Raw genomic sequence first — 23,629 nt, forward strand, 5'->3', positions numbered from 1 at the left:
TACTAGGAGTAAGATTTGGAGTTTTTGTACGAATATGGCTTGTTTGTAGCCAAAGCGGTTACCTTGGTGGTTGCGTTTGTGGTTGTTGTTGCAACCATTGTTGGCGTAGCAAATAAGCAAAAACACGGTAAAGGGCAGTTAGAGATTACCTCAATCTCAGATCAGCTAAAGGACATTACGCAATATGCTAAGCAAGTACTGCTAGACAAAAACTCGGCGAAAAAACTAGCGAAAGAGCAAAAGAAAGAAGAAAAAGCGAAAGGCAAGCAGAAGAACGACGATCCGAAGCCGCCTAGATTGTATGTCATCGACTTCAAAGGTTCGATGGATGCAGGCGAAGTGGATAACCTAAGAGAAGAAATTACCGCAATTTTGTGTGTTGCAGATAAAGATGATGAAGTTCTAGTGCGTCTTGAAAGTGGCGGCGGTGTTGTTCACGGTTATGGTCTTGCTGCCTCTCAGCTTCAGCGCATAAAACAAAAAGGGCTTAAACTGACCGTGTCGGTTGATAAAGTAGCAGCAAGCGGCGGTTATATGATGGCCTGTGTAGCTGATAAGCTTCTCGCCTCTCAGTTTGCTTATATTGGCAGCATTGGTGTGTTGGCGCAGCTTCCAAACTTTCATAAGCTATTAAAGAAAAACGATATAGAGTTTGAGCAACATACCGCGGGTGAGTTTAAAAGAACCCTAACGGTGTTTGGTGAAAATAACGATGAAGGGCGCGCTAAGTTCAAAGAAGAGATTGAAGAAATTCATGTGTTGTTTAAAGACTTTGTCCATAGCCAGCGACCAGATATGAACATCGACCGTGTAGCGACAGGTGAGTATTGGCCCGGTACCAAAGCCAAAGAGCTTGGTTTAATCGATGATATTACAACCTCTGACGACTACATTTTATCGCATTATCCTGAACGAGAAATTTTTAGTGTTAAGTATTCAGTGAAAAAGAATGTGGCTGAAAAGCTTGGCATGTCAGCAGCGTCAGTGGTTGAACGTGTAATCATGAAATCGTGGAGTAAAGCCAGACACTGGTTTTAATCGGCAAATGAAAGTGGGGCAGTGATTGCCCTGCTTTATGAGCAAAAAAGAAAGAAAAAATGGCACGGCAAACGAAAAACGACATTCTCGACGCTGCAGAGTGTTTGTTCTCCCAAAATGGCTTTTCACACACTTCAATGCGAAAAATAACCACCCGGGCAGGAGTTAACCTAGCGTCTGTCAACTACCATTTTGGCAGCAAAAAAAATCTTATTCAGGCTGTATTTAAACGCTATTTTGACCAACTTATGCCTAAGATCGACACCTGCTTAGCCTCTTTTGAATCTCCCAAAGGAGCCCAAGGCGTCGAAAAGCTGCTCTACTCACTTATTCCACCTATGCTTGAGCTTAATACCGTAACTGAACACGGCACAGCTAACTTTGTTAAACTACTGGGTAGAGGGTACAACGAGACTCAAGGTCATTTAAGACGTTTTATCATGACCGACTATGGCGCAACGGTGCGAGCACTCGTTACTGCCATTCAACACTGTTTACCCCATGTCCCAGAGGAAGAGCTCTTTTGGCGTTTGCATTTCGCCATAGGTAGCTTCGTCTTTTCCATGGCATCAAGCCAGGCACTCACCGAAATCGCCGAATCTGATTTTCAAAAGCACGTTGAAATCAGCGAAGTCATTGCCCATTTAGTGCCCTTTGTAGCGCAAGGCTTAGCAGGAATACAATAACGAGCATCTCAAAACAAGTAGGAAGCCAAAACCTAGCGAGGTTTTGCCATGATTTTTCCGTTCTTATTTTGCTACTCTTATTTTGTTACTCTTATTTTGTTATTGTGCTGTCCTGTTCGAGGCTTTGCTTTGTGCCTGCACCTTTGTCTTTGCCAATAAAGAACTTAGCGGCAAAACTTCCAACACAAAGTATAATAAATGCTCATGGCTTTTATACCGTTTTTTACATTCTGTCTAATTTTCAAGCTCATGCTTCAAAGGAGTTCACGTGTCGATTACTAATCAAGCGCTTAAAACATACCTAGACGGGTTACTCAGAGCTAATGAAATAAGTGATTACTGCCCAAACGGCCTTCAAGTTGAGGGCGCGACAGAAATCACAAAATTAGTTACGGGAGTGACGGCATCGAAAGCGTTAATTGATGAAGCTATTAAGCGAAATGCCGATGCTATTTTGGTCCACCACGGCTATTTCTGGAAAGGCGAGTCTCAAACCATTACCGGCATGAAAAAGCAGCGATTAAAGGCGTTGATTGAAAACGACATTAACCTGTATGCCTATCATTTACCCTTAGACGTTCACCCCGAACTTGGTAATAATCGTCAGCTAGCGGACCTATTGGGGATAAAAAATATTGCAGCGGTGACGTCAGTTAAGCCCACCGGTGTTTTAATGCAGGGGGAATTTGAGACCGCGTCTACCGCTTGCGAGTTACAAGATTCATTACGCTCTTTACTGGGGCGCTCTGTATTACTTGAGGGCAGTGACGCAAAGCCAATAAAAACCTTAGCGTGGTGTACTGGTGGCGGGCAGGGATTTATAGAGCAAGCCGTGGAATTAGGCGTGGATGCATTTATTACCGGAGAAGTGTCTGAACAAACCATTCATACGGCAAGAGAGATGGGTATTGCCTTTTTTGCAGCTGGACATCATGCTACAGAGCGCTATGGTGTAAAGGCATTGGGAGAGCACATCGAGTCTCATTTTGATATCTCCGTAGAATTCGTTGATATAGACAACCCAGCCTAATTATCTCCCTACAGGATTTGAACTCACACTATGATTGATGACCATATTTTTAACGGCATCGCTGATAAGTTTGCCAAAAATATTTACGGTACTACCAAGGGAAAGCTTCGCCATACCTTGCTTTGTGATGTATTAGCTGACCATCTTACTGCCAACAGTAAGGTACTTGAGATAGGTGGTGGCACGGGGGTAATGGCTGCACATTTAGCTTCAATGGGGCATAGCGTTGTGTTAACCGATGCATCAAGTGATGTACTTCAACAAGCGAGAGAGCTTGTTGCCCACAGTGACAATGACAACATTCGAGCAAACATTGAGATAAGGCAAGAGTTTCTTCAAGAGATAACCGATTTTAAACCCTTCAATGTGATTATTTGCCATGCCGTATTGGAATGGTTAGACAACCCCCATGAGGCGTTATCTTCTATTTATGACCGTATGGAGCCAGGGGCGGTATTAAGTTTAAGCTTCTTTAACCATCACGCCAATTTGTTTGCCAATGCCATTTATGGCAATTTCGATTACATTGAAAAAGGCATGAGGGCTAAAAAGCAGGTTCGATTAAATCCAAAGCAGCCTCTTTCTGCAGTGAAAGTACTTAACCACTGCGAATCACTCGGTTTTACTGTATTGGATAAAGCGGGTATTCGATGCTTTCATGACTACATGCGCGACATCTCTCACCAAACCACTAAGTATGATGACTTGCTGGCCCTGGAGAGGAAATACCACAAATCCGACCCCTACATGTGGCTAGGCAAATACTTTCAGCTCATTGTAAGAAAGTGATATCGCGCTTTGCTTATCACTAACAACTAACAACTAACCGCTAGCCACTAGCCGATTTTATTCAATTTCATTTTTCACTTGTCCCCAGACTAAAAATGAGAATATTAATGTGCCACCAACTACATTGCCCAAAAATACGGGAAGAAAAAATCCAAATGTGGCATCCATCAACCCAAGTTTCCCCAGCCACATGAGATAGGCCATCTCAACGGAGCCTGCCACAATGTGGGTAAAGTCTCCCGCAGCGATTAACCATGTGAATACCAGAATAATCATAAAGGCTGATGACTCGGATTGGGGGATCATCCAAACGATCGCTGCGATAAGGATCCCTGCGGGGATGGCCTTGTAAAAACTATCTAAGGGAGGCATGAAAACAGCGTGTTCGCTCAGAGAGAGCATAGCTGGCGCCACATCGTTAGGTAATGCTGGTGTAAACACATACAACGCCGTTATCAAAAAAGCGCCAATCACATTTGCTGCCAACACAATGCTCCACAGCTTTGCCACGCAGAACATGTTTTTCTTTTTAAAATCTTCTATGAGTGGGAGAACGGTCGTTATTGTATTTTCGGTGAATAATTGCATTCGGCCCAATATCACCAGCATGAAACCAAGGCTATACCCAATGTTTTCAATTAAATAAGCATAAGGTGCATCGGGCAGGTACGTGCGAAGAATTGCTTCCCCAAGCACTGAAAATGAAATTAAGATACCGGCGGCTATTCCCGACCATAACAAGCTTTGAGTCGGTCTAGTGAGTTCCTCTTGCCCTGCTTGTTTTATCGCTTCGTAAACAATACGGGATTTTGGCTGCGACAAATCTTCTACTTCACGAGCCAATTTATTGCTCTCAGTGTCATTGCTCTCGGCGTTATTACTTTTTGAATTTTTGCTTTCAGCGCTTTTACGTAGTTCTGTTTCTTCCGACATAGTTTGACAATCACTCCGCTTGAATATTCAGCCCGACCGCGCTGTCGATGTCCACCTTCGAATACAAGATGCTTGTACAATATTCTCGTCCAATATAGAAGGCGCATGCAAAGCGATTTGATATTGGCATCAAAGGTAGTTAACAGTGTGTCATTTAAACTTTATCTGAGGGATAACGGATCATCCGGGGTCTTGTTCTTTACCAGAATATAGTTGTCAGAAAATCAAGTCGTTAACTTGCCGATTAAAAATGTAATTTGACTGGAACCCACGATTAAAAATAAAATACTGTATAAGCGTACAGTATTGTGGTTTTTTATGAAAGTTATACCTATCAAAGCACAAGCAGGATTAGTGGGGTTCGAAAGCCCTGCTGCAGAATACATAGAGATGGAGTTGAGCCTTGACGAGTTGCTCATCGATAAACCCTCAGCCACATGGGTCGGAGTCGCTCAAGGTACGTCAATGGAGTTAGACGGTATCTTTGATGGTGATGTGCTGATCATTTCACGTGCTGAGCAGGTCAAACACATGTCTATCATCGTTGCGGTACTCAACGGCGTATTTTGCTGTAAACGACTAGACATGGAGCGTCGTGCGCTACTCTCTGCACAATCCGACGCATTACCGTACTTTATACAAGAGGGCGATGACTTTTCGCTTGAAGGAGTAGTAACACGTTCAGTGAGAATTCACGTGCCGCTTAACAAGAAGGTAGGGGCCTAGTGTTTTTTTTATGTGATGCGTCGGGGTTTTATTCATCAGCAGAAAAAGTGATGCGGCCAGACCTGCGTAACAAGCCAGTGATCACCCTTAGCAATAACGATGGCTGTGTGGTGGCAGTATGTCCACTAGCGAAACGATTAGGCATTAAGAAATTCGTACCTTATTTTCAGGTGAAAGACGTCGTTAAAAAATACGGGGTAACGGTAACCAGTTCAAACTACGAACTATATCATTCTCTGAGTACCAAAATGATGGACACCATCGGCCAATTCGCCGATGACATACACGTATATTCCATAGACGAAGTGTTTGCGCGCTTTAACACTGCGCTTTCTCACGAAAGTTGGATGGCGCTAGGCCGTGAAATCAGACAAACCGTATGGAAGGAAGTGAGATTACCTGTCGGGGCAGGGGGAGGACTAACCCCTACGTTAGCCAAAGCAGCCAGCCACGCTGGTAAACGGCTGCCTGGATATAATGGTGTTGCAGTTATTGATAGCGAGCAGAAGCGTGTAGATATTCTGCGGCAAATGGATGTTACTGATGTGTGGGGGGTAGGTCGCCGCTTAGGGCAAAAGTTAACAGCCCTTGGTATTCACAATGCGCTGCAGCTGTCGCAACAGTCTCCAGCTCGGATAAGAAAGCAGTTTTCAATTTTACTGGAAAATACGGTTAGAGAATTAAACGGTGAGCTTCGTATACACTGGGATGATGTGAGGCCTGATAAACAACAGATTTACAGTACCCGTACTTTTGGTGCACGAGTGACAACTAAAGCAGAATTACACAAGGCGATCATAGGGCATTGCGAGAGCGCAATGCGTAAGCTGCGTAAACAACGTGGGTTGACAAAAGCGATCACGGCTTTTGCATCTAACTCGCCCCATGATGACACCCGCTATTATCGAAAGTCGGTATATCATCAGTTTGCGGTGCCCACCATGGACACCCGTATAGTGACTAACGCTATTCCTGCGATAATAGATAAAATTTATAAGCGCGGAATTTGTTTTTATCGCTGTGGCATGGGTCTTGTCGAGATTTTACCCGCGGCTAATTATCAAGCTGATCTTTTTGCCGAGAACAAAGATAACCCTAAACTGATGAATGTGCTCGACGCTGTAAATGATAGGTACGGTAAAAACACCCTTCAAATCGCATCAAAGGGTTTTACTAAAGCGCATGAAATGAAGCGACAGTTTATCACTCAACGAGCGACCACCCGATGGAGTGACATACCTACCATAAAATGTTGAATTACAGGTGATGAAAAACAGTGACTCACAATAAATCAACGGTGTGATTTATTCACAATGCAACAATATTGTTGTTATTTATAATATTATCTAATGTAACGTGGGCTATTTCATTAAGCGCTTCAGCGGTAAAAAAACCTTGATGACCTGTAATCAATACATTGGGAAAGGTCGTCAGGCGCTGAAAGTTGTCATCTTGGATGATATCTTGAGAGTGGTCGGTAAAGAATAACTCTGATTCCCTCTCGTATACGTCTAATCCAAGGTAGCCAATTTTCTTACTTTTGAGCCCATCTATTATTGCTTTGTCGTCCACAAGACCGCCTCGCGATGTATTGATTAGCATGACCCCATTTTGCATTTTGTGAAGCGACTCGCTATTTATCATGTGATGGCTGTTTTCAGTTAGCGGACAGTGTAAAGATATAATCGTACTTTCAGCAAATAGAGTTTCTAAGTCTACATACTGCGCACCTAAGTCTTTTGCTTCATCGCTTTCATTAGGGTCATAACAAAGAATACGACAGCCAAAGCCATGTAAAATGCGAATAACCGAACAACCAATCTTACCTGTGCCGACCACGCCAACAGTTTTGTTGTGTAGCGTAAATCCCAAAAGGCCGTTTAGCGCAAAGTTACCCTCTCTCACTCTATTGTAGGCTTTATGAGTTTGTCTATTTAGCGTAAGAATTAGGGCAAGAGTGTGCTCGGCAACAGTTTCTGGGCTATATGCCGGTACTCTACTTACTTGTATGCCATAGTCATGTGCCGCCTTAATATCCACGTTGTTAAAACCGGCGCAACGCAGCGCAACATGTTTTACGCGGCACTGCGCAAGCGCTTTAATTGTTTCAGCGCCAATATCATCATTCACAAATGCAATGACCACATCATATCCTTCGCATAAATGGGCGGTTGTTGCTGCTAGCCCGTGAGCGAAGTAAGTGATGGTGACAGCGCGGCTATTGGCAGAATCGGCGCTCTTCCTGGCACCATTCATTGCGCGTTCAAACACCGCTTTGTCATATTCTTGCGTACTGAAACACGCAACGTGTATTGTTTCGTTATCTTTCATGCGTTTCCTTTGTAGTTATGCATCAAATCTATTTTCTTCACGCTACGCCTTTGAGCTATACCTCAAATTAATAAAGCCCTACTCATAAAGCCTTTTTTAAAAATAGCTAGGGAAGTAGTGTTACGATATCTTTCTCAATATCTTCAGGTTTCATCGTTGGCGCGTAACGCTTTATTACATCACCTTTGTCGTTAACTAAAAACTTAGTGAAATTCCATTTAATGCGTTTACTGCCAAGCAGTCCGGGGGCATCATTCTTTAGTTCAGTAAAAAGTGGGCTCTCATTAGGACCATTAACCTCAATTTTTTTAAATAATGGAAAAGACACGCCAAAATTCATTTCGCAAAATTGCGCAATATCACTATCGCTGCCTGGCTCTTGATGACCAAACTGATCGCAGGGAAAACCCAGTACTTCAAAGCCTCTGTCTTTATATTTTGAATACAGTGACTCAAGGCCTTTGTATTGAGGGGTGAAACCACATTTACTGGCGGTATTAACGATAAGCAGTGTTTTCCCCTTATACTGCTCAAGAGCAATATTTTCACCACTATTACTTGTTACAGTATGCTGATAAATAGTCAATTTCTTTCCTTTATATTTTTGTTAGTGTGAATTCTGATATTCTATTCGCCAAAGGCGCATAGCTTCTACTGTAAACAACAAGAGAGTATTTTGCATGTCAGATTTAAAAGTAAGCTTTCTAGGACTTGGGGTGATGGGGTTTCCTATGGCCGGGCACTTAGTGAATGCAGGCTACAAGGTCACCGTTTACAACCGTACAGCATCGAAGGCAGAGCATTGGCTAGCAACATACCCAGGTGTCGCGAGCTCAAGTGCTATGGCAAAAACCCCTGAGGAAGCCGCTGAAGGTGCTGATATTGTATTTATGTGTGTTGGTAACGACAATGACGTTAGAGAAATAGGTACCCGTGCGCTTAGCAGAATGAAATCTGATGCGGTGTTAGTAGACCATACTACCGCCTCAGCTGATATTGCTAGAGAGCTAGATGCCGCATGCCGAAAGCAAAAGGTACACTTTTTAGATGCGCCGGTTTCTGGTGGGCAGGCAGGTGCTGATAATGGACAACTCACCATTATGGTGGGTGGAGAAGAAACAAGTTTTCATCGTATTCAGCCAGTGATGAATTCTTATGCTCGCCATAGTCAGCTACTTGGAAAGTGTGGCAGTGGCCAACTTGCAAAAATGATGAATCAAATTTGTATCGCAGGAATTGTTCAAGGGCTATCTGAAGCGTTACATTTTGGGCAAAAAGCCGGTCTTGACTGTAACGCAGTTATCGATGTCATTAGCAAAGGCGCTGCACAATCGTGGCAAATGGAGAATCGCGCTAGCACTATGCTATCTAACACTTACGACTTTGGTTTTGCTGTTGACTGGATGCGCAAAGATTTAGGCATTGCATTGGATGAGGCAAAACGAAATGGATCGACCCTCGCGCTAACGGCATTGGTAGATCAATATTACGCCGATGTACAAAAATTGGGTGGCGGTAGATGGGATACGTCAAGTTTGCTAACGCGACTGAAGTAAACTTGAATAAGCTGCGCACTCGCCTGAGAGCTATCCATTTGCTCTCACAGACAAGGTAAGTTGAGCGAGTCGCGCGGTGTTTGACTCGCTAAGCGAAAGCTTAGAAAGAGTGCTGAGCAATTGGTGAATATTAAATCGTCGGTAGACGGCGGTATCCGCTTCAATCATACATTGTAGTAAGTTGAGGCCGAAGGCAGCAGTAGCAGGCGACAGTTGAAATGCATCATAAAAATGCTTCATGGCCTGAGCATATAAGCCGTCAATAAAAAGTTGGGTACCAGTATCGTTTATCGCTACCGCATGCTCATGGTTAAGGCCTAGGCGTTCACCTCCTGAAAAAATAGACTCCTCGTTCATTACCTGCTCAGAAATACTCTGAATATCGCTGTTTTTCTGTTTTGCCATCAGTAACAATTCACCGGCGCGACGCTCATCACCCAAACTGTGATGTACCTTTGCCGCGACAACTAGCATAGAAGGTTCGGTTCTAAGGTGGTTATCCATATAGTCAGGTTCAAGGAAATTAGCCGCCTTTTCCAAATCCCCATCGAGTACCGATGAAAAAGCGAGAAGGTAGTCCCGCTTTTGCAACATTTGCGTGTCGGCTTGGTTTCGTCCGGCAATGCCAACCAGTTTGCGAGCTTGAGATAAGCTTTCTTCTCGATTAGTTTGTGGGGAATCCTCTGCAAGAAGCAAATAAAATTCTGCTAGCTCGAAAGTGAAGTCATTGAATCTATCTTTTGCTGACCGATGAAGAGCCCTCTTCTTTTGCAGTAAATCGATGGCCTCTACTACTTTATCTTGTTTCTGGAACGCGAGGCTTTTCAGTTTGGCTGCTGGTAAACTTAGTTCACTAAACTTGATTTGCTCTAGGTACTTTTCAACATCCTCATAGGAATGTTGTTCAAAAGAAAGAGACGCCAGCCATTCGAATGCTTCGTCTCTTGCTAAGCTGGAATTTACCATGGAACTAAGCTGATTTTTGCACTCAGGCCATTGACCAGCCGCATATTGGCATTTTATTTTTCCCCACTGTGCCCACAGTACTTTATCTGAACGACTTAGGATGTCGTCGTAAATATTCAGCGCACGTTGAACTTCACCATTATTGAATAATAACCGAGCATACAATTTGCGAATATCTGAAACCAGGCGAGGGGGAATACCTTCTTTGATCTTAGCCCTTATTACGCCTATGGCTCTTTCAAGCTGTTTATTATCGAGTGCTTCTAATACGTTTTTTACGAAATCGCGATAGTAGAGGTAATGTTTTATCTGACGGGAAAGTGATGCAATAGTGTACGGTTTAATAAGCAACACATCGGGCTGCAAGTCCATGATTCGACCGATGACCTGTGGAGAGCGGTCTGATGTAAGAAAAATGACGCCAGTACTGGGTTTGATAAAGTCTGCTTCTTTTAAACTTTGCAGCCACTCTACGCCCGTTTTTCCCTCGCCTAGGTGATAATCCATGATGAGCAATTCAAAGTTTTGTTTTCGCAAGGCGGCTTTGAGCTCTACTCCCGAGGTGTAGCTACTAACCGATAAATTAGCGATAGACATAACGTGACCGCGCAATGCTGTGCGGGCAGTGGCGTTGTCTTCAACAATAGCTGCTCGTAATTCCACAAAAACCAAGGTTAGTGATAACTCTGTAACTAGCTTACCAGTGAAGGCTCAAGACTGCACGAAACAATAAAAAACTTAGCATCTACATGCGCCATAATTTTAGTTACACGCTATCAGCAGCTTATTATCTGCTATCCGTTCTGTTAAAAAAGTGAATGATTTAACAGCTAATCTAAACACAAATAAAACTACAGATAAAAACGAGTCATTGAAACGTGACGGGCTTTACAGAAACACATTACAAAGGACGGAACGCATTAGACAGCATTTTCGTCACATTTTATTTACGTCATCGCAATTATAATTTAATTAATGTTTTACCTTTACGTTTACGTAAGGGGTAACTTTTAGTTATCGTGTTAATACAGTGTAAAGTCACAATAATGAAAGGCAATCCACATGAACTTTGAATTAAATGATGATCAACTGGCGTATGAAGAAACAGCACGTCAGTTCGCACAACAAGAATTAGCGCCACATGCTGCCATGTGGGACAGAGAACATCACTTTCCAGTTGACGCTATCAAAAAAGCGGGCGAGCTTGGTTTTTGCGGTCTGTATACCCCTGAGGATGCGGGCGGTTTAGGCCTTTCACGTTTAGATGCCTCTATTATATTCGAGCAGTTATCAATGGGCTGTACCACTACTACTGCGATGCTTACCATTCACAATATGGCCACATGGATGATTGCGCTATGGGGCAGCGAGGACGTTAAAGCCAAATGGTGTGACGAGTTAGTCACAGGCGAAAAGCTAGCGTCTTACTGTTTAACCGAACCAGGCGCAGGTTCTGATGCAGCATCACTGAAAACCAAGGCCACAAAAACTGATGATGGCTACGTGCTCAATGGTGCTAAAGTATTCATTTCGGGCGCTGGCAGCACCGACGTACTGGTTGTGATGGCGCGAACGGGCGGAGACGGCCCCTCCGGCGTATCTGCTTTTGCCGTACCGGCAGACAGCGACGGTATCATATACGGTAAAGCCGAAGAAAAAATGGGCTGGAATGCTCAACCAACACGAATGATCACCTTTGATAATGTAAAACTGCAAGACGCATGGCGACTTGGCGACGAAGGTGAAGGGTTTAAAATGGCCATGCAGGGGCTCGACGGTGGTCGTATCAACATAGCAACCTGCTCAGTAGGCACTGCGCAACAGGCCCTGAACGTGGCAAGAGACTATATGAACGAACGAGAGCAGTTCGGCAAGGCTATTGCTGGTTTTCAAGCGCTGCAGTTTAAACTAGCAGACATGGCGACGGAGCTTGTTGCAGCACGTCAAATGGTGCGCATGGCGGCATGCAAGCTTGATAATAACGACGTGGATAAAACCACCTATTGTGCAATGGCTAAACGATTTGCTACTGACGTTGGCTTTAGCGTGTGTAATGATGCACTGCAGCTGCACGGCGGTTATGGGTATATTAAAGAGTATCCATTAGAGAGACATTTCCGTGACGTGCGAGTGCATCAAATTCTAGAGGGCACGAATGAAATCATGCGCGTTATTATTGGTAGACGGTTGTTAGCAGATGAACGCAGCATTCTCTAGTCTCTAGTCTCTAGTCAAAAATCGAAAATCAGGTTAAGGAAGTCGCAATATGGACTCAGTTGTTATCAAAGAAGAACTTTCGGCAAAAAATGGAAGCCATGTTATTGGTCGGCTAACGCTGAACAAACCAAAGGCATTGAATGCGCTTGATTTAGACATGGCAACCATAATGCTGGATGCATTACTGGCGTGGCAAAGCAGAGATGATGTTGTCGCCGTTGTCATTGATGCCGCGGGTGATAAAGCCTTTTGCGCGGGTGGCGATATAGTGTCTATGTATCGGTCTATGGTGGAAGCCGAAGGGGGAGTTCCAGAGTTTTTGGAAACGTTTTTTAAAACAGAATACACCCTTGATTACACCATTCACAACTATGACAAACCCATCATAGTGTGGGGTGCTGGTATCGTGATGGGCGGCGGAATGGGGCTGCTAAGCGGCGCGAGCCACCGTGTTGTAACCGAAACATCACGCCTAGCTATGCCGGAGATCAGTATTGGTCTTTATCCCGATGTAGGGGGGAGTTACTTTCTACCCAGACTACCCGGAAAGACTGGGCTATTTTTAGGGCTAACTGGCGGACAGATGAACGGTGCGGACGCTCGATTTGTTGGGCTAGGTGATGTGCTGGTGGCGTCAACTGAAAAAGACACAATGGTTGATAGCCTGTTACAGCACTCATGGCAGCCAAACGACTTGGCAGGTCAGATTTCTACGTTGCTTGGCGCGTTGAAGCAGCCCAAAGAGCTGCCTCAAGGCAACATAGAAAAACACAGCGACCTCATAAATTCACTTTGCCAAGGCGATAGTGCAGAAGAAGTGGTTAACGCTATATTGAATTGCGATATGCAGGGCGATAAATGGTTAAGCCGGGCTCAATCGACGTTGCAAAAAGGCTCGCCTATTACGATGCACTTGGTGTTCGAGCAGTGTCGTCGTGGTGCATCTATGACCCTCGCTGAGTGTTTCCAAATGGAGGTCAACATGTCATGCCGCTGCGGGGAAAGTGGCGAGTTTCAGGAGGGTGTACGCGCCTTGTTGATAGATAAGGATATGTCACCTAAATGGAAATATGCATCTGTAGACAAAGTGCCAGCAGAGGTTGTTGAGCATTTTTTTAATTCACCATGGACAGAGGAAAACCATCCATTAGCGTCCTTAGGAAAATAGCCAGTGCGTGTTCTGTGCAATAGTCAGGCTACTTCCGGCTAGTTGGGTGTGAAAATCACTGACAGCAAACAGGCCATTGCTGTCAGTGCATTCAATTTGATAAACTTATTGTCATCGCAATCGACCTTAAGACCTCCACTATGTGGCTATGCCCACTTTGTAAAACATCTGTCTCGCTAAACGAAACCCCAATTCGCTGCATCAACAACCACAGCTTCGATAAAGCAAAAGCGGGTTACGTAAACTTATTACCCGTTCAGTTTAAAAAGTCAAAAATGCCGGGCGATGACAAAGCAATGGTAAGGGCAAGAAGAGAATTTCATCAGCGAAACGCTTATAAACCGTTAAAAGACAGAATATGCGAGCTGATCAGTAACCATTTAAGCCCACAAATAAGAAAGCGTGGACGAGTAAGAATCTACGATGCGGGGTGCGGAGAAGGCAGTTATTTGAATGCTGTTGTGGATGGCCTAAGCGAGAAGGGCCCACAAAATCAAGGAGTAGGCGAGCAGGGTTCAGAAAAACAAACCATTGAAGTTGTTGGAGCTGGCAGCGACATTTCAAAAATAGCCGTAGAACTGGCTGCCAAGGCGTTTAAACAACACACATTCGTTGTCGCCAGCAGTTTTGACCTCCCATTAGAGCCAAACAGCCAAGATGTGGTACTTCAAGTATTTGCGCCCGGCAGCAACGACGAATACCAACGGATACTTACACCAGAGCACGGGTTACTGATCACCGTAGATCCGGCTGCAGACCATTTGTACGAAATAAAGCAGCAAGTTTATGATACTCCTGAGAAACATCAGCTTGATGTTAGTGAGCGTGAAGGGTTCTCTCTGGTAACACGAGAGAGACTGCGCTTTAAAATATCCCTTTCAAACAATGATCATGCATTATCATTAGTTAAAATGACGCCATTCTACTGGAAGCTACCTCAAGACAGCATTATGAAGATAGTAGATGGGCTGACTAATGTCACCGCCCATTTTCATGTTCAAGTGTGGAAAAAATGCGAATGAACAAGCCCAACGTTTTGAACACTGATGAAGCAAAGCTGCAAGTGGGAGAGTATGCAGACTCAAGTCAACATGTTCAAACACCATCGAAGATGTATAACAGCATTAGCACAAGTGCACATAGGCAGCACAAAGCGTTGTTTTTAGACCGTGACGGCGTGATAAACGTCGACCATGGATATGTGGGGCATTACGACGACTTTGAGTATGTGAATGGAATTTTTGATGTGGTGAGAATGTATGCCTCAGCAAATTACAAAATTGTTGTTGTCACCAATCAAAGCGGTATCGCCAGGGGGCGCTACACTGAAGCCGACTTTCATGTGTTAATGGATAAGGTAAAAAAAGACTTTGCCAATAATGGAATCTCTGAAATTGCGGTCTATTATTGTCCTCATCACATTGAGGGAAGCGTAGCAAAATACGCAATTGATTGTGCATGCAGAAAACCAAAGGCAGGTATGTTAATACAGGCGTCACAAGAGCTTGGCATAGCACTCATTGATAGCGTACTTATTGGTGATAGCTGGAGAGATATTGAGGCAGCACATGCGGCTGGCCTTAAAAAGAGCGTCTTTCTTTCAGAAAAAGCCATACCAACAGATTCTATTATTGAAGGAGTGCGTAAAATCCAATGTTTACAGCAGCTTACTGCAATAGAGTAGGTGGAGTAAGTCACGAATGAAAAGTGGGTTAACGGTTTCGCATAACCATTAACCCGCTTTTCATTTGTCTATTGAAGGTTATACAGCCTCGTTTTTCGCCCTTTTTGAACCCAAGCACCATGTTCATATCAGTAAGCCTTTTTGAAGCAGCTACTGTCAGCAAGCTAATTTTCACGTGATTTTTTATCAGCTTATTTTTACCTTACTTCAAACAGTACCTTTAAAGCAGCGTGGCTCGCTTAATTCTGTGTAGAAAAGCGAGACAGGTGTTTTATCGCTTGGCTGAGCAAGTCCACATTCAATGCATCGTTACTGCGCTTACCTGAGGCCATTTCTGTTATTTCATAGCTACCGTTGCTTAATACGTCTGTACGTTTTCCAGCATGGAAAACGACAATGCGCTCGCCTGATGTACTGACCAACCAGGGACGTGTTGGCGCAAGCAGACTTTGTCCTGTCGAGTAAAAAGTACTCGGGGCATTGCAGCCAAGTGCATTTAAAATGGTGGGTGCTAGGTCTTCAGTGCTCGCAACGTCCGCATTAAGTGGCAAGTTGCTATAAAGCACGCCCTTACTGTCAGCACTTCCGTAACCTGTAGCAACGATAACATCATGATGCCGTTGTATCGCTCTCTCAATGTAATCCTCAACTTCAACACCTTCCATAAAGGCAATGTGTAAGCCGTCAAGCGCATTTGATTGAGGCTGTTGATAACCAGAAAGTTGTGACATTGGAAATGGGTTATCGCTGTGAACCGATACAGGCATACCTGAGCCTAAGGGAAGCGCCAACATGACGGGGCGTTTTTGAGATAGTGCGTCTTGATAAATTTCCGGCACTCCAAACAAAGCCGTAGTCATCAAACCCTTTAAGCTACTTGCTGTTGAGTAGTAATTTTCAAGCCGATTTAGGTTAAGTGACGTGCTTAAATTATCTATCGCCACATCATCTATCTGAACTACCACTGTAAGATTTTTGCTGGTGTTTACAGAGCAATAAACCGGCTGTGCTGGATAGGTTGTGCTGTGAAATTCAGGATTAAACTGGAGCTGTTTGCGCTCTTCGTAGGCGGCAAGGTCTAACAGTCCATAGCGAGACATGGTGGTTTTCGCAGTAGCAGGGTATGACAACGGGAACATATTGTCTTGCTTGATGATGGGTTGATAAAGCTTTGCATCTGCCCATACGTGGACGGCGTGGCTTGTAACAAAACAGGCTACAAAGAAGGTAGTCACCGGCACACCTATTTTATATTTTGAAAAACGTTCTATGCGTTTATAAATGGCGTTTGCTAACACTAACTGAAAGCCGAGCCACACAACGAAGAGCAAAAATAAGAACCCCCACTGCTGCCAATTTTTTATTGCTATTTGAGACTGTGCTTCGCTGCGAAGTAGGTCTGCTGCTTGAAAACTAATGTGAAAGCCTGTTCGATTGAACAGCAGCGCGTCAAATGCTAATAAAGCTAAGCCAACGGCGGCAATGACGGATGCACTGGTTTTGATAACGCGGGAGTTACTGACGAGATAACACAAAGGGAGTATAAAAATGACAAAGCCAAAAAACGTCATAAAACTAATATGACCAAACCAATTTGCCAGCAAAAATACCGTTCCCACACCAGTGCCGGGCATTGGAGATGAGAAAACGAAAATAGACGCGATAACAATAGCAATGATTATATTGGCTAGGGCAAACCAATGCCCCCAGTTCACCAGCTTAGTTACGCGCTGGCGGCGAGGAGATTCGGCAAGTATCATAAAACTACCTTATTACGCTTTGACACTTTTCTTCAACACGTCGGCAAACTGAGAGGCCATCACTTCGCGGCTTTCTTTCTTAACTTGCGTATTCAAGATATGGGTAATGACATTGCCTAACACCATAAGTGAAAGATCGCGATTTGCACCACTTTCTTCAAGTGTTAGTATTACCTTGTTCATCAACGCTTCGAATTCGTCGTTGCTGTAACGGCTATTTTGGGGCATTGCTACGCCTCTTTTTTATGTTTTCTTTGATAAAAAGAATGGTTTTACTCATAAAATGATTATAATCGTTGTTTGAGTGAGTACAATCATTCATTCTAAAAACCCACAGTTCTTTGGGCATTTCATACACTTTTTAAGCAACAGGACACCCGATTAATTATGAGTGCACTGATCCACCACTTTGTTGTTCATCGTTTAATCGTTAACGAGGAAGAAAAAATTGAAGCTATCCCTCGCGATAAATGTTTAGCGGTTACCCCAGAAATAGAGTCACTCGCTCATCAAATAAATCACAGCTTTAATGCTAAACCTGGCAAGGGCGTTGGCCATTTTGTTTCAGAAGTACCTCGCAGCGCCGATGCTAACGATAGCGACGAAGACAGCTCACAAGAGAGTGCAATACAGAATGTATCAGGTTTCGCTGAGGGCTTAAAACATTACCTAAGTGCACATAAAGCAGGGGGTGACAATGTGGAAAACGCATTTCACGATTTCTCTGTTGCCGCCACACGTCGCCTTGTTAAAACCTTAACAGACACAGGTACAGTTGAAACTGGCTTTTTAATATTTTGCCAGTATGAGTTTTTGTCTACTCAGTTCCTTATGATTGCGCTACTCAATACGCGCTCCCACGTTGAGGTGACTCATTCGCTCGACTTATCAGCAAGAGAGCATCTTGATTTAGCGAGAATGCAGTTAGCCGTGCGTTTCGATTTAACGCAGTGGGATATTCAACCTGAACAACAGCGCTACGTAAGCTTTATTAAAGGGCGAATGGGCCGCAAGGTATCAGACTTTTTTATGCAGTTTGTTGGCTGTGAAGAGCTTGTTGATGTAAAACAGCAAAATAAGCAGCTTATTTCCTCAGTTGATGCTTATTTGGCGAGCGAATCCCTAGATCCGCAAGAGCAGCATCAACATCGAGAGCAAGTAAAATCTTATTTCAAAGAGCAGATTGATGCAGGCGAAAGTTTATCGGTAGATGAATTAGCCAACCGTTTGCCCTCAAATGAGGAAACGAAAAACAACTTTGCCACGTTTACCGACTCGCTAGACGTGCCGCTAGAGAGAGAAATACAGCCTGATCCTGCCGCGCTAAAACAGTTAGCGAAATTTACTGGTCAAGGTGGCGGTGTGTCTGTAAGTTTCGAGCGCAAACTGATAGGTGATAGAGTATTTTACGACCCTGCCACCGATACCCTTACCATCCGCGGTATTCCACCGAACTTAAAGGATCAGCTTAATCGTCAGTCCTCTATGGACTAATGACTGCGCTTAAGTGATAAAAAAAGTATACTAGCAACAGAAAATAAACTCGATTAAAGGGTGTTATGCAATTATTTGTAAATGATTTGACAGTAATGGACTTTTCTTACCTTTGCCCCAAGCGCGGAATGGTAGGGGAAAGTTGGATTGTCGATGTAATATTGGACGGCGAGCTGAACGAAGAGAGCATGGTCCAAGATTTTGGACACGTGAAGAAAAACCTCAAGCGATTGATTGACGAATATGTCGATCACAAACTTCTAGTGCCCGCAGAATATCGTGGGGCAGAGGTTATTCACGATGAAGACAGCGAGCAAGTTGAAGTGCGTTTTACCCGTGAGAACGGCGAGAAAATCATGCTTTATTGCCCTGCTGAAGCCTACGCTATTTTATATTCCGATGTGATCACCATGGACTCGGTAGGGGTTTATCTCAAAGAGGTGCTTGCCACGCATCTTCCCGAAAACGTGGATAATTTGACATTGAATCTACGAACGGAAGTGATAACCTCACCCTTTTATCACTATACCCACGGACTTAAAAAGCACGACGGCAACTGTCAACGTATTGCTCACGGTCACCGGTCTCGTATCGACATTTATCTCGATGGCAAGATATGTGAGGAAAGCCAAACCTATTGGGCAAAACGTTGGGAAGATATCTACGTTGCCACTCGGGAAGACGAAATTAAGTACGCTGACAGAAAGTTATCGGGCTCTGTTGACGCACCTGAAGACTATTTGTGTTTTGGTTATGAATCGTCGCAAGGATACTTTGAGCTACTTATCGCTAAAGCAGTGTGTGAAGTGATTGAGACAGATTCCACAGTAGAGTGTCTAGCGCAGTATTTGCTAGTGGAACAAAAGAAAAGAACGCCAAACGGCGAATGCAGAGTGGTTGCGTACGAAGGCGTTGGCAAGGGCGCATTAGTTTCTGGGTAACGCGTAACCGAAAAGTTTGTGTGAAGGCTAAGCTTCTGTATCCTGGCTACTGCCCTTTGACTTAGCCCACTAAGCCAACAGGACTGTTTCGCGTTTAAAATACTTCCATATAGCCCAGAACTCGTACAACAAAGTTCAACACGCCCTAAGTAGAATAATGATTTTTACTCGGCTTGTTTATTTGTCGTAAAGACATGGCCTGCTTACTCCTATTAGAGGCTCTGCAAAGTACACATTTTTGTTGGTAAAGGATTTCGACCTCATGAAGTTTTCACTAAATTCTAGAAACAGCACTAGGCACTTCACCTCTGTGCTAGCAGCATTTGTTATTGGGAGCTTTTCTATAAACGCTTATGCTACAAACGTGTATTCCACTGGCGCTTTTTCAGGTAGCTCACTTCCAGGCAGCTTACTCCCAAGCGGCGATGCGCCCAATAGTAACGTGCCTAATAATATGCTCGCTGGGGCTAAGTTATCCACCAGCATGGCGGTTCAAAGCGGTAAAATGGATACAGAGCACAGCGATGGTAAGCAGCCATCAACACTCGTGTTAAACGGAGTTTTTACTCAAGGTGCATTGTTGCGTGGCGAAGTGCCTATCAATGCAACTGTGAAGCTAAACAATGATGTTGTAGCTACAAATCGAGACGGGAAATTTGTTATCGGTTTTGAACGAACCGCACCACTCAACCATACGCTGACAGTAACCCTTGCTGATGGCAGTGAAACAGTGCGTGAAATAACGTTAGAAAAGCGTGATTACACTATTCAGCGTATCGACGGTTTAGAACAAAAGATGGTGACGCCGCCTTCATCGGTCACTCAGCGAATAAAGCAAGACAATATTAATGTAGCAAACGCGAGAAGCACTAACAGCGATTTAGACGCGCTATTTACACGGTTTGAATGGCCTGCTAAAGGCCCCATCACTGGCGTATACGGCAGTCAGCGTGTATTGAATGGGGTCCCAAAGTGGCCCCATTACGGTGTGGATGTGGGTGGCCCAATAGGCACGCCTGTTTTTGCACCTGTAGATGGCGTTGTGACCATGGCAGACGATTTGTATTATTCGGGAAACACCCTAATTCTCGATCACGGTATGCGAGTATTCTCTACATTCCTTCATTTAGACACTATGACGGTTAATGTTGGAGATGTGGTTAAAAAAGGTGAGCAAATTGGTACCATCGGTAAGACAGGGCGAGCCACTGGGCCTCATCTAGACTGGCGTATTAATCTCGGTAAAATGCGTTTAGATCCGCAAACTGTTGTTGCTGGAACTCCTGAATAAAAACACGATGGATCAACACTTTTTAATTCAGCGTCTCTTTAACAAGAGCTTCGATAATTAAACGTACTGATAAACAAAAGCCTCGTTCAACTAGGGTTTCTAAAACACAGGGGGCGCTTCGTTGTTACGCCCCCTGTGTACCGTCCCATTTCACCACCTCTTGATGTATTAATTTACGCCAAGCCAATGACTAAACGCGTCCGCGTCATTTATCTCAAAAAACGCCATGTCTTTTCTCGCGTCCATAATAGGTAAGGTTACGTTTAACAACTGGCCGTCTCGAATCAAGCTGACTTCTGCTGTTGACTCAAAAGTTGTATCCAAAATACGTTGTAACTTACCTTGAGCAACCACATGCCCATCTATGGCAATAATATTATCGTTAAGAAGGATCCCCGCGCGCATGGCGGCCAGTCCTTCGAAAACTTGAACAACGGTTAAACCCATTGGGGCAGCTTTTAATGTTGCGCCAAGCTGTCGTTTTATTGGGGCTTTTAATGATAAGCCGCCTGTATCTTCGCTAGATACTTTTGCTCGAGTACGAAGTGCAATACCAATTTGTTCAACTAATGCTTCCAATTCCACATCTTCAGTGTGGTAAACAACGCTATTCAAATAGTCTGATACATCAATACTAAAGTGCTCTTTACACAGCATCTGTATGACATTGTCAGGCGTTCCGCTCTCGTCTTTACCGTACTGTTGCCACAAAACACGCATGACATCGTCGAGGCACACCGTATCGCCAGACTGCTCTCGCAATAACAAATCAAGCCCCAACGCGATAATACCGCCCTTGGTGTAATAGCTAACAATATTGTTAGTGGCACTGGCGTCTTGTTTGTAAAACTTTGTCCATGCATCAAAACTACTTTCAGCCGCACTTTGCTTAAATCGTCCAGCATTTTGCAAAAGCCTGCTGATATTTTGCGCAACAATGTCGAGGTACTTTTGTGGTGGTATTGTGCCAGCCCGAGCAAGGGCTAGGTCGTCGTAAAAGCTTGTAAAACCCTCGTATATCCACAGTTGGTTGGTATAGTTTTCTTTGGATAAATCCGGCTTCACCATCACATTAGGCTTAATGCGTTTCACGTGCCATGTGTGAAAAAATTCATGACTACAAAGACTCAGAAATGTAATGTATCCATCTGTCATTTCCTCGCCGTCACCAACGAAAGGAAGTTCAAACCGAGGATACAGTAATGCAGTAGAATATTTGTGCTCTAACCCACCAAAGCCATTATCGGCAAGCAGGGTCATAAACAAGTAATTTTTTATTGGATACGGCGTTCCAAACAATGATAAGTGGTGTTGGCAAATGGGGATTAAGTCTTTTGCAATTCTTGCGTAATCAATAGTGTTATTACCAGAAAAAAGCAGCGTGAAGTTCACATTGTCTATTTCAAACTCGTAAGTGTCCGCTACGCCGACATAAATAGGATGGTCGATAAATTCATCATAGTTTTTCGCCTCGAAATACCAAGCCCTATTATTACCGTTTACTTTTTCATTACCTTCGCTGGCTAGCATGCTTGTTACCAAGACATCGGATTTGCCATTTGCGGAGCAGCGCTCTCGCGGTTCCATCGACGTATGCGCATTCCAATTGAATGGAATATTATCGTCTAGCGTTATGTCAAGCTTATGCGTTGTGTTTGCAAATTCTTCAACATGTAAAAAAGCACTGGTTCCGTTAATGAATGCATATTCATGATTGATGAAGGCAGACCGAATAGATAAGTCATTAGCATAAATTGTATAGTCAATAATGCATGCATCACCATCAGTTTGTACTGACCAAGTTTGTTTGTCTAACTTCTCAATGTTAACTGATGATTGAGTGAATGGTTCTGCTGCTAGCGTATTCGCAGACGTTTTTTTTGCGGTCAATGAAATGATATTTTTTGCAAAATCGCGAACCATGTAACTACCTGGTATCCAACTGGGTAATGAAAGCGTTAGTGAAGAGGTATTGTGAGCAGGAATTAATAGCCGAACATCGAACTGATGAGCCTGCCATAGAGATAACTTAAGTGAAAAATGCAACGTGATATCGGTCATAAAAACTCATTGTATTTACGTAGTTGAGAACTAGTGTACTATAAGTAACTACTGAAGCGAGCTTACTTAAGCATGAAACGCGCTAGACAACAGCGACAATAATGTCGGAGCGACTATGTTTTTTAATTGGCGATAATTCGACAGATATTGCTTCTAACAGGATGAGAAGATCTAAGTAGTAAACCTATGGTTGCAAAAACTGATACTAAAGCAATAAGCAATGAAGACTTTGAAGCGTTAGATGCGTTTCGTCCAGGGAATATCGTTGACCTTGAGATAGCCATGCCAGCGGCGTCAAAACGCGTTAAAACAGAGTACTTAGGCATGCATTCTAACCACTTTATGATGTTTCATATTCCAACCTCATCAAAGTGGATAACGGTAAGAGACGCGTTAACAGTTGATAACGACATTGTGGTTCGTTCGATAGTAGAAGGAAGCACCGGACAAGTCATTGCCTATCGTGTAAAAGTGTTGAAACTACTTTCTAAACCTGCCGGAATATTAATTACCAGCTTTCCTTCACGTATACAGCGAATAGGCCTTCGAGCCTCAACCCGTTCACTGCCAGGTGTTGCCATAGACATCAAGTCGGATGTTTTTGAAGGTGATGAGAATGCGTCAGGCATCATCGTCGACTTATCAAAACACGGATGTAAAATAGGACTTCAGGTGAAACCTGAGTGGCCTATACTGATTGACAATACCGAAATAACACTTGTATATATGCTTGATGGAGAGGCAGTTGAAATTACAGCCATGGTCAAAAATCACAAGCTAGATAATCGAATAGTTTATTACGGGCTCAAATTTCAATCTGGTGATGCAATGATTGGCGAGTTACTCGCAAGGCATACTTTGGTGTCATAGTTTTTTTTAAACGGACCATTTGTACTGTTATCAAAACCTGTAGTGTCAACATAACGGGGTATGCGGATATGTTAACCTTTGGTGTAAA

The 23,629-nt window shown here is 43.7% G+C and carries 22 protein-coding genes; 15 read left to right on the top strand and 7 right to left on the bottom strand.

Annotation, left to right across the window (positions count from 1 at the left end):
- Window positions 1–15 precede the first annotated feature (15 nt).
- The 4 genes from sohB (at window position 16) to ACOJR9_RS09470 (ending at window position 3,543) form a co-directional block, all read left to right on the top strand.
- Window positions 16–1,038 carry a protease SohB gene (gene sohB, locus ACOJR9_RS09455; RefSeq protein WP_163106275.1) on the top strand — a complete coding sequence of 341 codons (1,023 nt, stop codon included), beginning with the start codon at window positions 16–18 and terminating at the stop codon, window positions 1,036–1,038.
- Between the two features lie 59 nt (window positions 1,039–1,097).
- Window positions 1,098–1,724: a TetR/AcrR family transcriptional regulator gene (locus ACOJR9_RS09460; protein WP_420935988.1), complete on the top strand. Its 627-nt coding sequence runs from the start codon at window positions 1,098–1,100 to the stop codon at window positions 1,722–1,724.
- A gap of 268 nt (window positions 1,725–1,992) precedes the next feature.
- Window positions 1,993–2,754, top strand: a complete 762-nt coding sequence (locus ACOJR9_RS09465; protein WP_420935989.1) for a Nif3-like dinuclear metal center hexameric protein — start codon at window positions 1,993–1,995, stop codon at window positions 2,752–2,754.
- Between the two features lie 30 nt (window positions 2,755–2,784).
- Window positions 2,785–3,543: a methyltransferase domain-containing protein gene (locus ACOJR9_RS09470; RefSeq protein WP_420935990.1), complete on the top strand. Its 759-nt coding sequence runs from the start codon at window positions 2,785–2,787 to the stop codon at window positions 3,541–3,543.
- Between the two features lie 57 nt (window positions 3,544–3,600).
- On the opposite strand, the gene ACOJR9_RS09475 is transcribed toward ACOJR9_RS09470, so the two are convergent.
- Window positions 3,601–4,476, bottom strand: a complete 876-nt coding sequence (locus ACOJR9_RS09475; protein ID WP_420935991.1) for a formate/nitrite transporter family protein — start codon at window positions 4,474–4,476, stop codon at window positions 3,601–3,603.
- Between the two features lie 318 nt (window positions 4,477–4,794).
- Here ACOJR9_RS09475 and ACOJR9_RS09480 point away from each other — a divergent pair, with 318 nt between their 5' ends.
- Window positions 4,795–5,202: a S24 family peptidase gene (locus ACOJR9_RS09480; RefSeq protein WP_420935992.1), complete on the top strand. Its 408-nt coding sequence runs from the start codon at window positions 4,795–4,797 to the stop codon at window positions 5,200–5,202.
- Window positions 5,202–6,458 (top strand): Y-family DNA polymerase, encoded by a 1,257-nt coding sequence (locus ACOJR9_RS09485; RefSeq protein WP_420935993.1) that lies wholly within the window; start codon window positions 5,202–5,204, stop codon window positions 6,456–6,458. Before ACOJR9_RS09480 ends, ACOJR9_RS09485 begins: the two co-directional genes overlap by 1 nt.
- A 52-nt stretch (window positions 6,459–6,510) precedes the next feature.
- On the opposite strand, the gene ACOJR9_RS09490 is transcribed toward ACOJR9_RS09485, so the two are convergent.
- Both ACOJR9_RS09490 and ACOJR9_RS09495 read right to left on the bottom strand, forming a co-directional pair.
- Entirely contained in the window at window positions 6,511–7,533 is a 1,023-nt protein-coding gene (locus tag ACOJR9_RS09490; RefSeq protein WP_420935994.1) for a 2-hydroxyacid dehydrogenase, read from the bottom strand.
- 106 nt (window positions 7,534–7,639) lie between these two features.
- The gene (locus tag ACOJR9_RS09495; RefSeq protein WP_420935995.1) at window positions 7,640–8,119 is read right to left on the bottom strand and encodes a glutathione peroxidase; all 480 of its coding nucleotides are present in this window, start codon (window positions 8,117–8,119) and stop codon (window positions 7,640–7,642) included.
- A gap of 94 nt (window positions 8,120–8,213) precedes the next feature.
- Between ACOJR9_RS09495 and ACOJR9_RS09500 the strand changes: the two genes are divergently transcribed.
- Entirely contained in the window at window positions 8,214–9,089 is an 876-nt protein-coding gene (locus ACOJR9_RS09500; RefSeq protein WP_420935996.1) for an NAD(P)-dependent oxidoreductase, read from the top strand.
- 30 nt (window positions 9,090–9,119) lie between these two features.
- On the opposite strand, the gene ACOJR9_RS09505 is transcribed toward ACOJR9_RS09500, so the two are convergent.
- Window positions 9,120–10,652, bottom strand: a complete 1,533-nt coding sequence (locus tag ACOJR9_RS09505; protein ID WP_420936096.1) for a response regulator — start codon at window positions 10,650–10,652, stop codon at window positions 9,120–9,122.
- Window positions 10,653–11,117: 465 nt separating this feature from the next.
- Here ACOJR9_RS09505 and ACOJR9_RS09510 point away from each other — a divergent pair, with 465 nt between their 5' ends.
- From ACOJR9_RS09510 to ACOJR9_RS09525, 4 genes are all read left to right on the top strand, one after another.
- Window positions 11,118–12,272 (top strand): acyl-CoA dehydrogenase family protein, encoded by a 1,155-nt coding sequence (locus ACOJR9_RS09510; RefSeq protein ID WP_420935997.1) that lies wholly within the window; start codon window positions 11,118–11,120, stop codon window positions 12,270–12,272.
- Between the two features lie 49 nt (window positions 12,273–12,321).
- Window positions 12,322–13,440 carry an enoyl-CoA hydratase/isomerase family protein gene (locus ACOJR9_RS09515; RefSeq protein WP_420935998.1) on the top strand — a complete coding sequence of 373 codons (1,119 nt, stop codon included), beginning with the start codon at window positions 12,322–12,324 and terminating at the stop codon, window positions 13,438–13,440.
- Between the two features lie 140 nt (window positions 13,441–13,580).
- Complete coding sequence (locus tag ACOJR9_RS09520) at window positions 13,581–14,462, top strand: putative RNA methyltransferase (protein WP_420935999.1); 882 nt, start codon at window positions 13,581–13,583, stop codon at window positions 14,460–14,462.
- The gene (locus ACOJR9_RS09525) at window positions 14,459–15,124 is read left to right on the top strand and encodes a D-glycero-alpha-D-manno-heptose-1,7-bisphosphate 7-phosphatase (protein WP_420936000.1); all 666 of its coding nucleotides are present in this window, start codon (window positions 14,459–14,461) and stop codon (window positions 15,122–15,124) included. The genes ACOJR9_RS09520 and ACOJR9_RS09525 overlap by 4 nt, the downstream gene beginning before the upstream one ends.
- Before the next feature lie 239 nt (window positions 15,125–15,363).
- On the opposite strand, the gene ACOJR9_RS09530 is transcribed toward ACOJR9_RS09525, so the two are convergent.
- Together ACOJR9_RS09530 and ACOJR9_RS09535 are read right to left on the bottom strand one after the other, a co-directional pair.
- Window positions 15,364–16,884: a DUF3413 domain-containing protein gene (locus ACOJR9_RS09530; protein ID WP_420936001.1), complete on the bottom strand. Its 1,521-nt coding sequence runs from the start codon at window positions 16,882–16,884 to the stop codon at window positions 15,364–15,366.
- Between the two features lie 12 nt (window positions 16,885–16,896).
- Window positions 16,897–17,112, bottom strand: a complete 216-nt coding sequence (locus ACOJR9_RS09535; protein WP_420936002.1) for a DUF1414 domain-containing protein — start codon at window positions 17,110–17,112, stop codon at window positions 16,897–16,899.
- 159 nt (window positions 17,113–17,271) lie between these two features.
- Between ACOJR9_RS09535 and yejK the strand changes: the two genes are divergently transcribed.
- From yejK to ACOJR9_RS09550, 3 genes are all read left to right on the top strand, one after another.
- On the top strand, window positions 17,272–18,378 hold the full coding sequence (gene yejK / locus ACOJR9_RS09540) for a nucleoid-associated protein YejK (RefSeq protein WP_420936003.1): 1,107 nt from the start codon (window positions 17,272–17,274) through the stop codon (window positions 18,376–18,378).
- A gap of 65 nt (window positions 18,379–18,443) precedes the next feature.
- Window positions 18,444–19,319 carry a 6-carboxytetrahydropterin synthase gene (locus ACOJR9_RS09545; RefSeq protein ID WP_420936004.1) on the top strand — a complete coding sequence of 292 codons (876 nt, stop codon included), beginning with the start codon at window positions 18,444–18,446 and terminating at the stop codon, window positions 19,317–19,319.
- 505 nt (window positions 19,320–19,824) lie between these two features.
- A complete protein-coding gene (locus tag ACOJR9_RS09550; protein WP_420936097.1) occupies window positions 19,825–20,610 on the top strand; it encodes a M23 family metallopeptidase in 786 nt (261 codons plus the stop codon).
- Between the two features lie 168 nt (window positions 20,611–20,778).
- Here the strand turns inward: ACOJR9_RS09550 and ACOJR9_RS09555 are convergent, their stop codons facing one another.
- A complete protein-coding gene (locus ACOJR9_RS09555; RefSeq protein ID WP_420936005.1) occupies window positions 20,779–22,671 on the bottom strand; it encodes a M61 family metallopeptidase in 1,893 nt (630 codons plus the stop codon).
- A 186-nt stretch (window positions 22,672–22,857) separates the two neighbouring features.
- Here ACOJR9_RS09555 and ACOJR9_RS09560 point away from each other — a divergent pair, with 186 nt between their 5' ends.
- Window positions 22,858–23,541: a flagellar brake domain-containing protein gene (locus ACOJR9_RS09560; protein WP_420936006.1), complete on the top strand. Its 684-nt coding sequence runs from the start codon at window positions 22,858–22,860 to the stop codon at window positions 23,539–23,541.
- Window positions 23,542–23,629 lie beyond the last annotated feature (88 nt).

It is taken from the genome of Alteromonas ulvae, from assembly GCF_048987005.1.
Lineage (GTDB): Bacteria > Pseudomonadota > Gammaproteobacteria > Enterobacterales > Alteromonadaceae > Alteromonas.

Excerpts from the sequence above, each read along its gene's own strand:
- ACOJR9_RS09460 (WP_420935988.1), top strand. The coding sequence starts at position 1,098 with ATGGCACGGCAAACGAAAAACGACATTCTCGACGCTGCAGAGTGTTTG.
- ACOJR9_RS09470 (WP_420935990.1), top strand. The coding sequence starts at position 2,785 with ATGATTGATGACCATATTTTTAACGGCATCGCTGATAAGTTTGCCAAA.
- ACOJR9_RS09475 (WP_420935991.1), bottom strand. The coding sequence starts at position 4,476 with ATGTCGGAAGAAACAGAACTACGTAAAAGCGCTGAAAGCAAAAATTCA.
- ACOJR9_RS09480 (WP_420935992.1), top strand. The coding sequence starts at position 4,795 with ATGAAAGTTATACCTATCAAAGCACAAGCAGGATTAGTGGGGTTCGAA.
- ACOJR9_RS09490 (WP_420935994.1), bottom strand. The coding sequence starts at position 7,533 with ATGAAAGATAACGAAACAATACACGTTGCGTGTTTCAGTACGCAAGAA.
- ACOJR9_RS09500 (WP_420935996.1), top strand. The coding sequence starts at position 8,214 with ATGTCAGATTTAAAAGTAAGCTTTCTAGGACTTGGGGTGATGGGGTTT.
- ACOJR9_RS09505 (WP_420936096.1), bottom strand. The coding sequence starts at position 10,652 with ATGTCTATCGCTAATTTATCGGTTAGTAGCTACACCTCGGGAGTAGAG.
- ACOJR9_RS09510 (WP_420935997.1), top strand. The coding sequence starts at position 11,118 with ATGAACTTTGAATTAAATGATGATCAACTGGCGTATGAAGAAACAGCA.
- ACOJR9_RS09515 (WP_420935998.1), top strand. The coding sequence starts at position 12,322 with ATGGACTCAGTTGTTATCAAAGAAGAACTTTCGGCAAAAAATGGAAGC.
- ACOJR9_RS09520 (WP_420935999.1), top strand. The coding sequence starts at position 13,581 with ATGTGGCTATGCCCACTTTGTAAAACATCTGTCTCGCTAAACGAAACC.
- ACOJR9_RS09525 (WP_420936000.1), top strand. The coding sequence starts at position 14,459 with ATGAACAAGCCCAACGTTTTGAACACTGATGAAGCAAAGCTGCAAGTG.
- ACOJR9_RS09530 (WP_420936001.1), bottom strand. The coding sequence starts at position 16,884 with ATGATACTTGCCGAATCTCCTCGCCGCCAGCGCGTAACTAAGCTGGTG.
- ACOJR9_RS09535 (WP_420936002.1), bottom strand. The coding sequence starts at position 17,112 with ATGCCCCAAAATAGCCGTTACAGCAACGACGAATTCGAAGCGTTGATG.
- yejK (WP_420936003.1), top strand. The coding sequence starts at position 17,272 with ATGAGTGCACTGATCCACCACTTTGTTGTTCATCGTTTAATCGTTAAC.
- ACOJR9_RS09545 (WP_420936004.1), top strand. The coding sequence starts at position 18,444 with ATGCAATTATTTGTAAATGATTTGACAGTAATGGACTTTTCTTACCTT.
- ACOJR9_RS09550 (WP_420936097.1), top strand. The coding sequence starts at position 19,825 with ATGGATACAGAGCACAGCGATGGTAAGCAGCCATCAACACTCGTGTTA.
- ACOJR9_RS09555 (WP_420936005.1), bottom strand. The coding sequence starts at position 22,671 with ATGACCGATATCACGTTGCATTTTTCACTTAAGTTATCTCTATGGCAG.
- ACOJR9_RS09560 (WP_420936006.1), top strand. The coding sequence starts at position 22,858 with ATGGTTGCAAAAACTGATACTAAAGCAATAAGCAATGAAGACTTTGAA.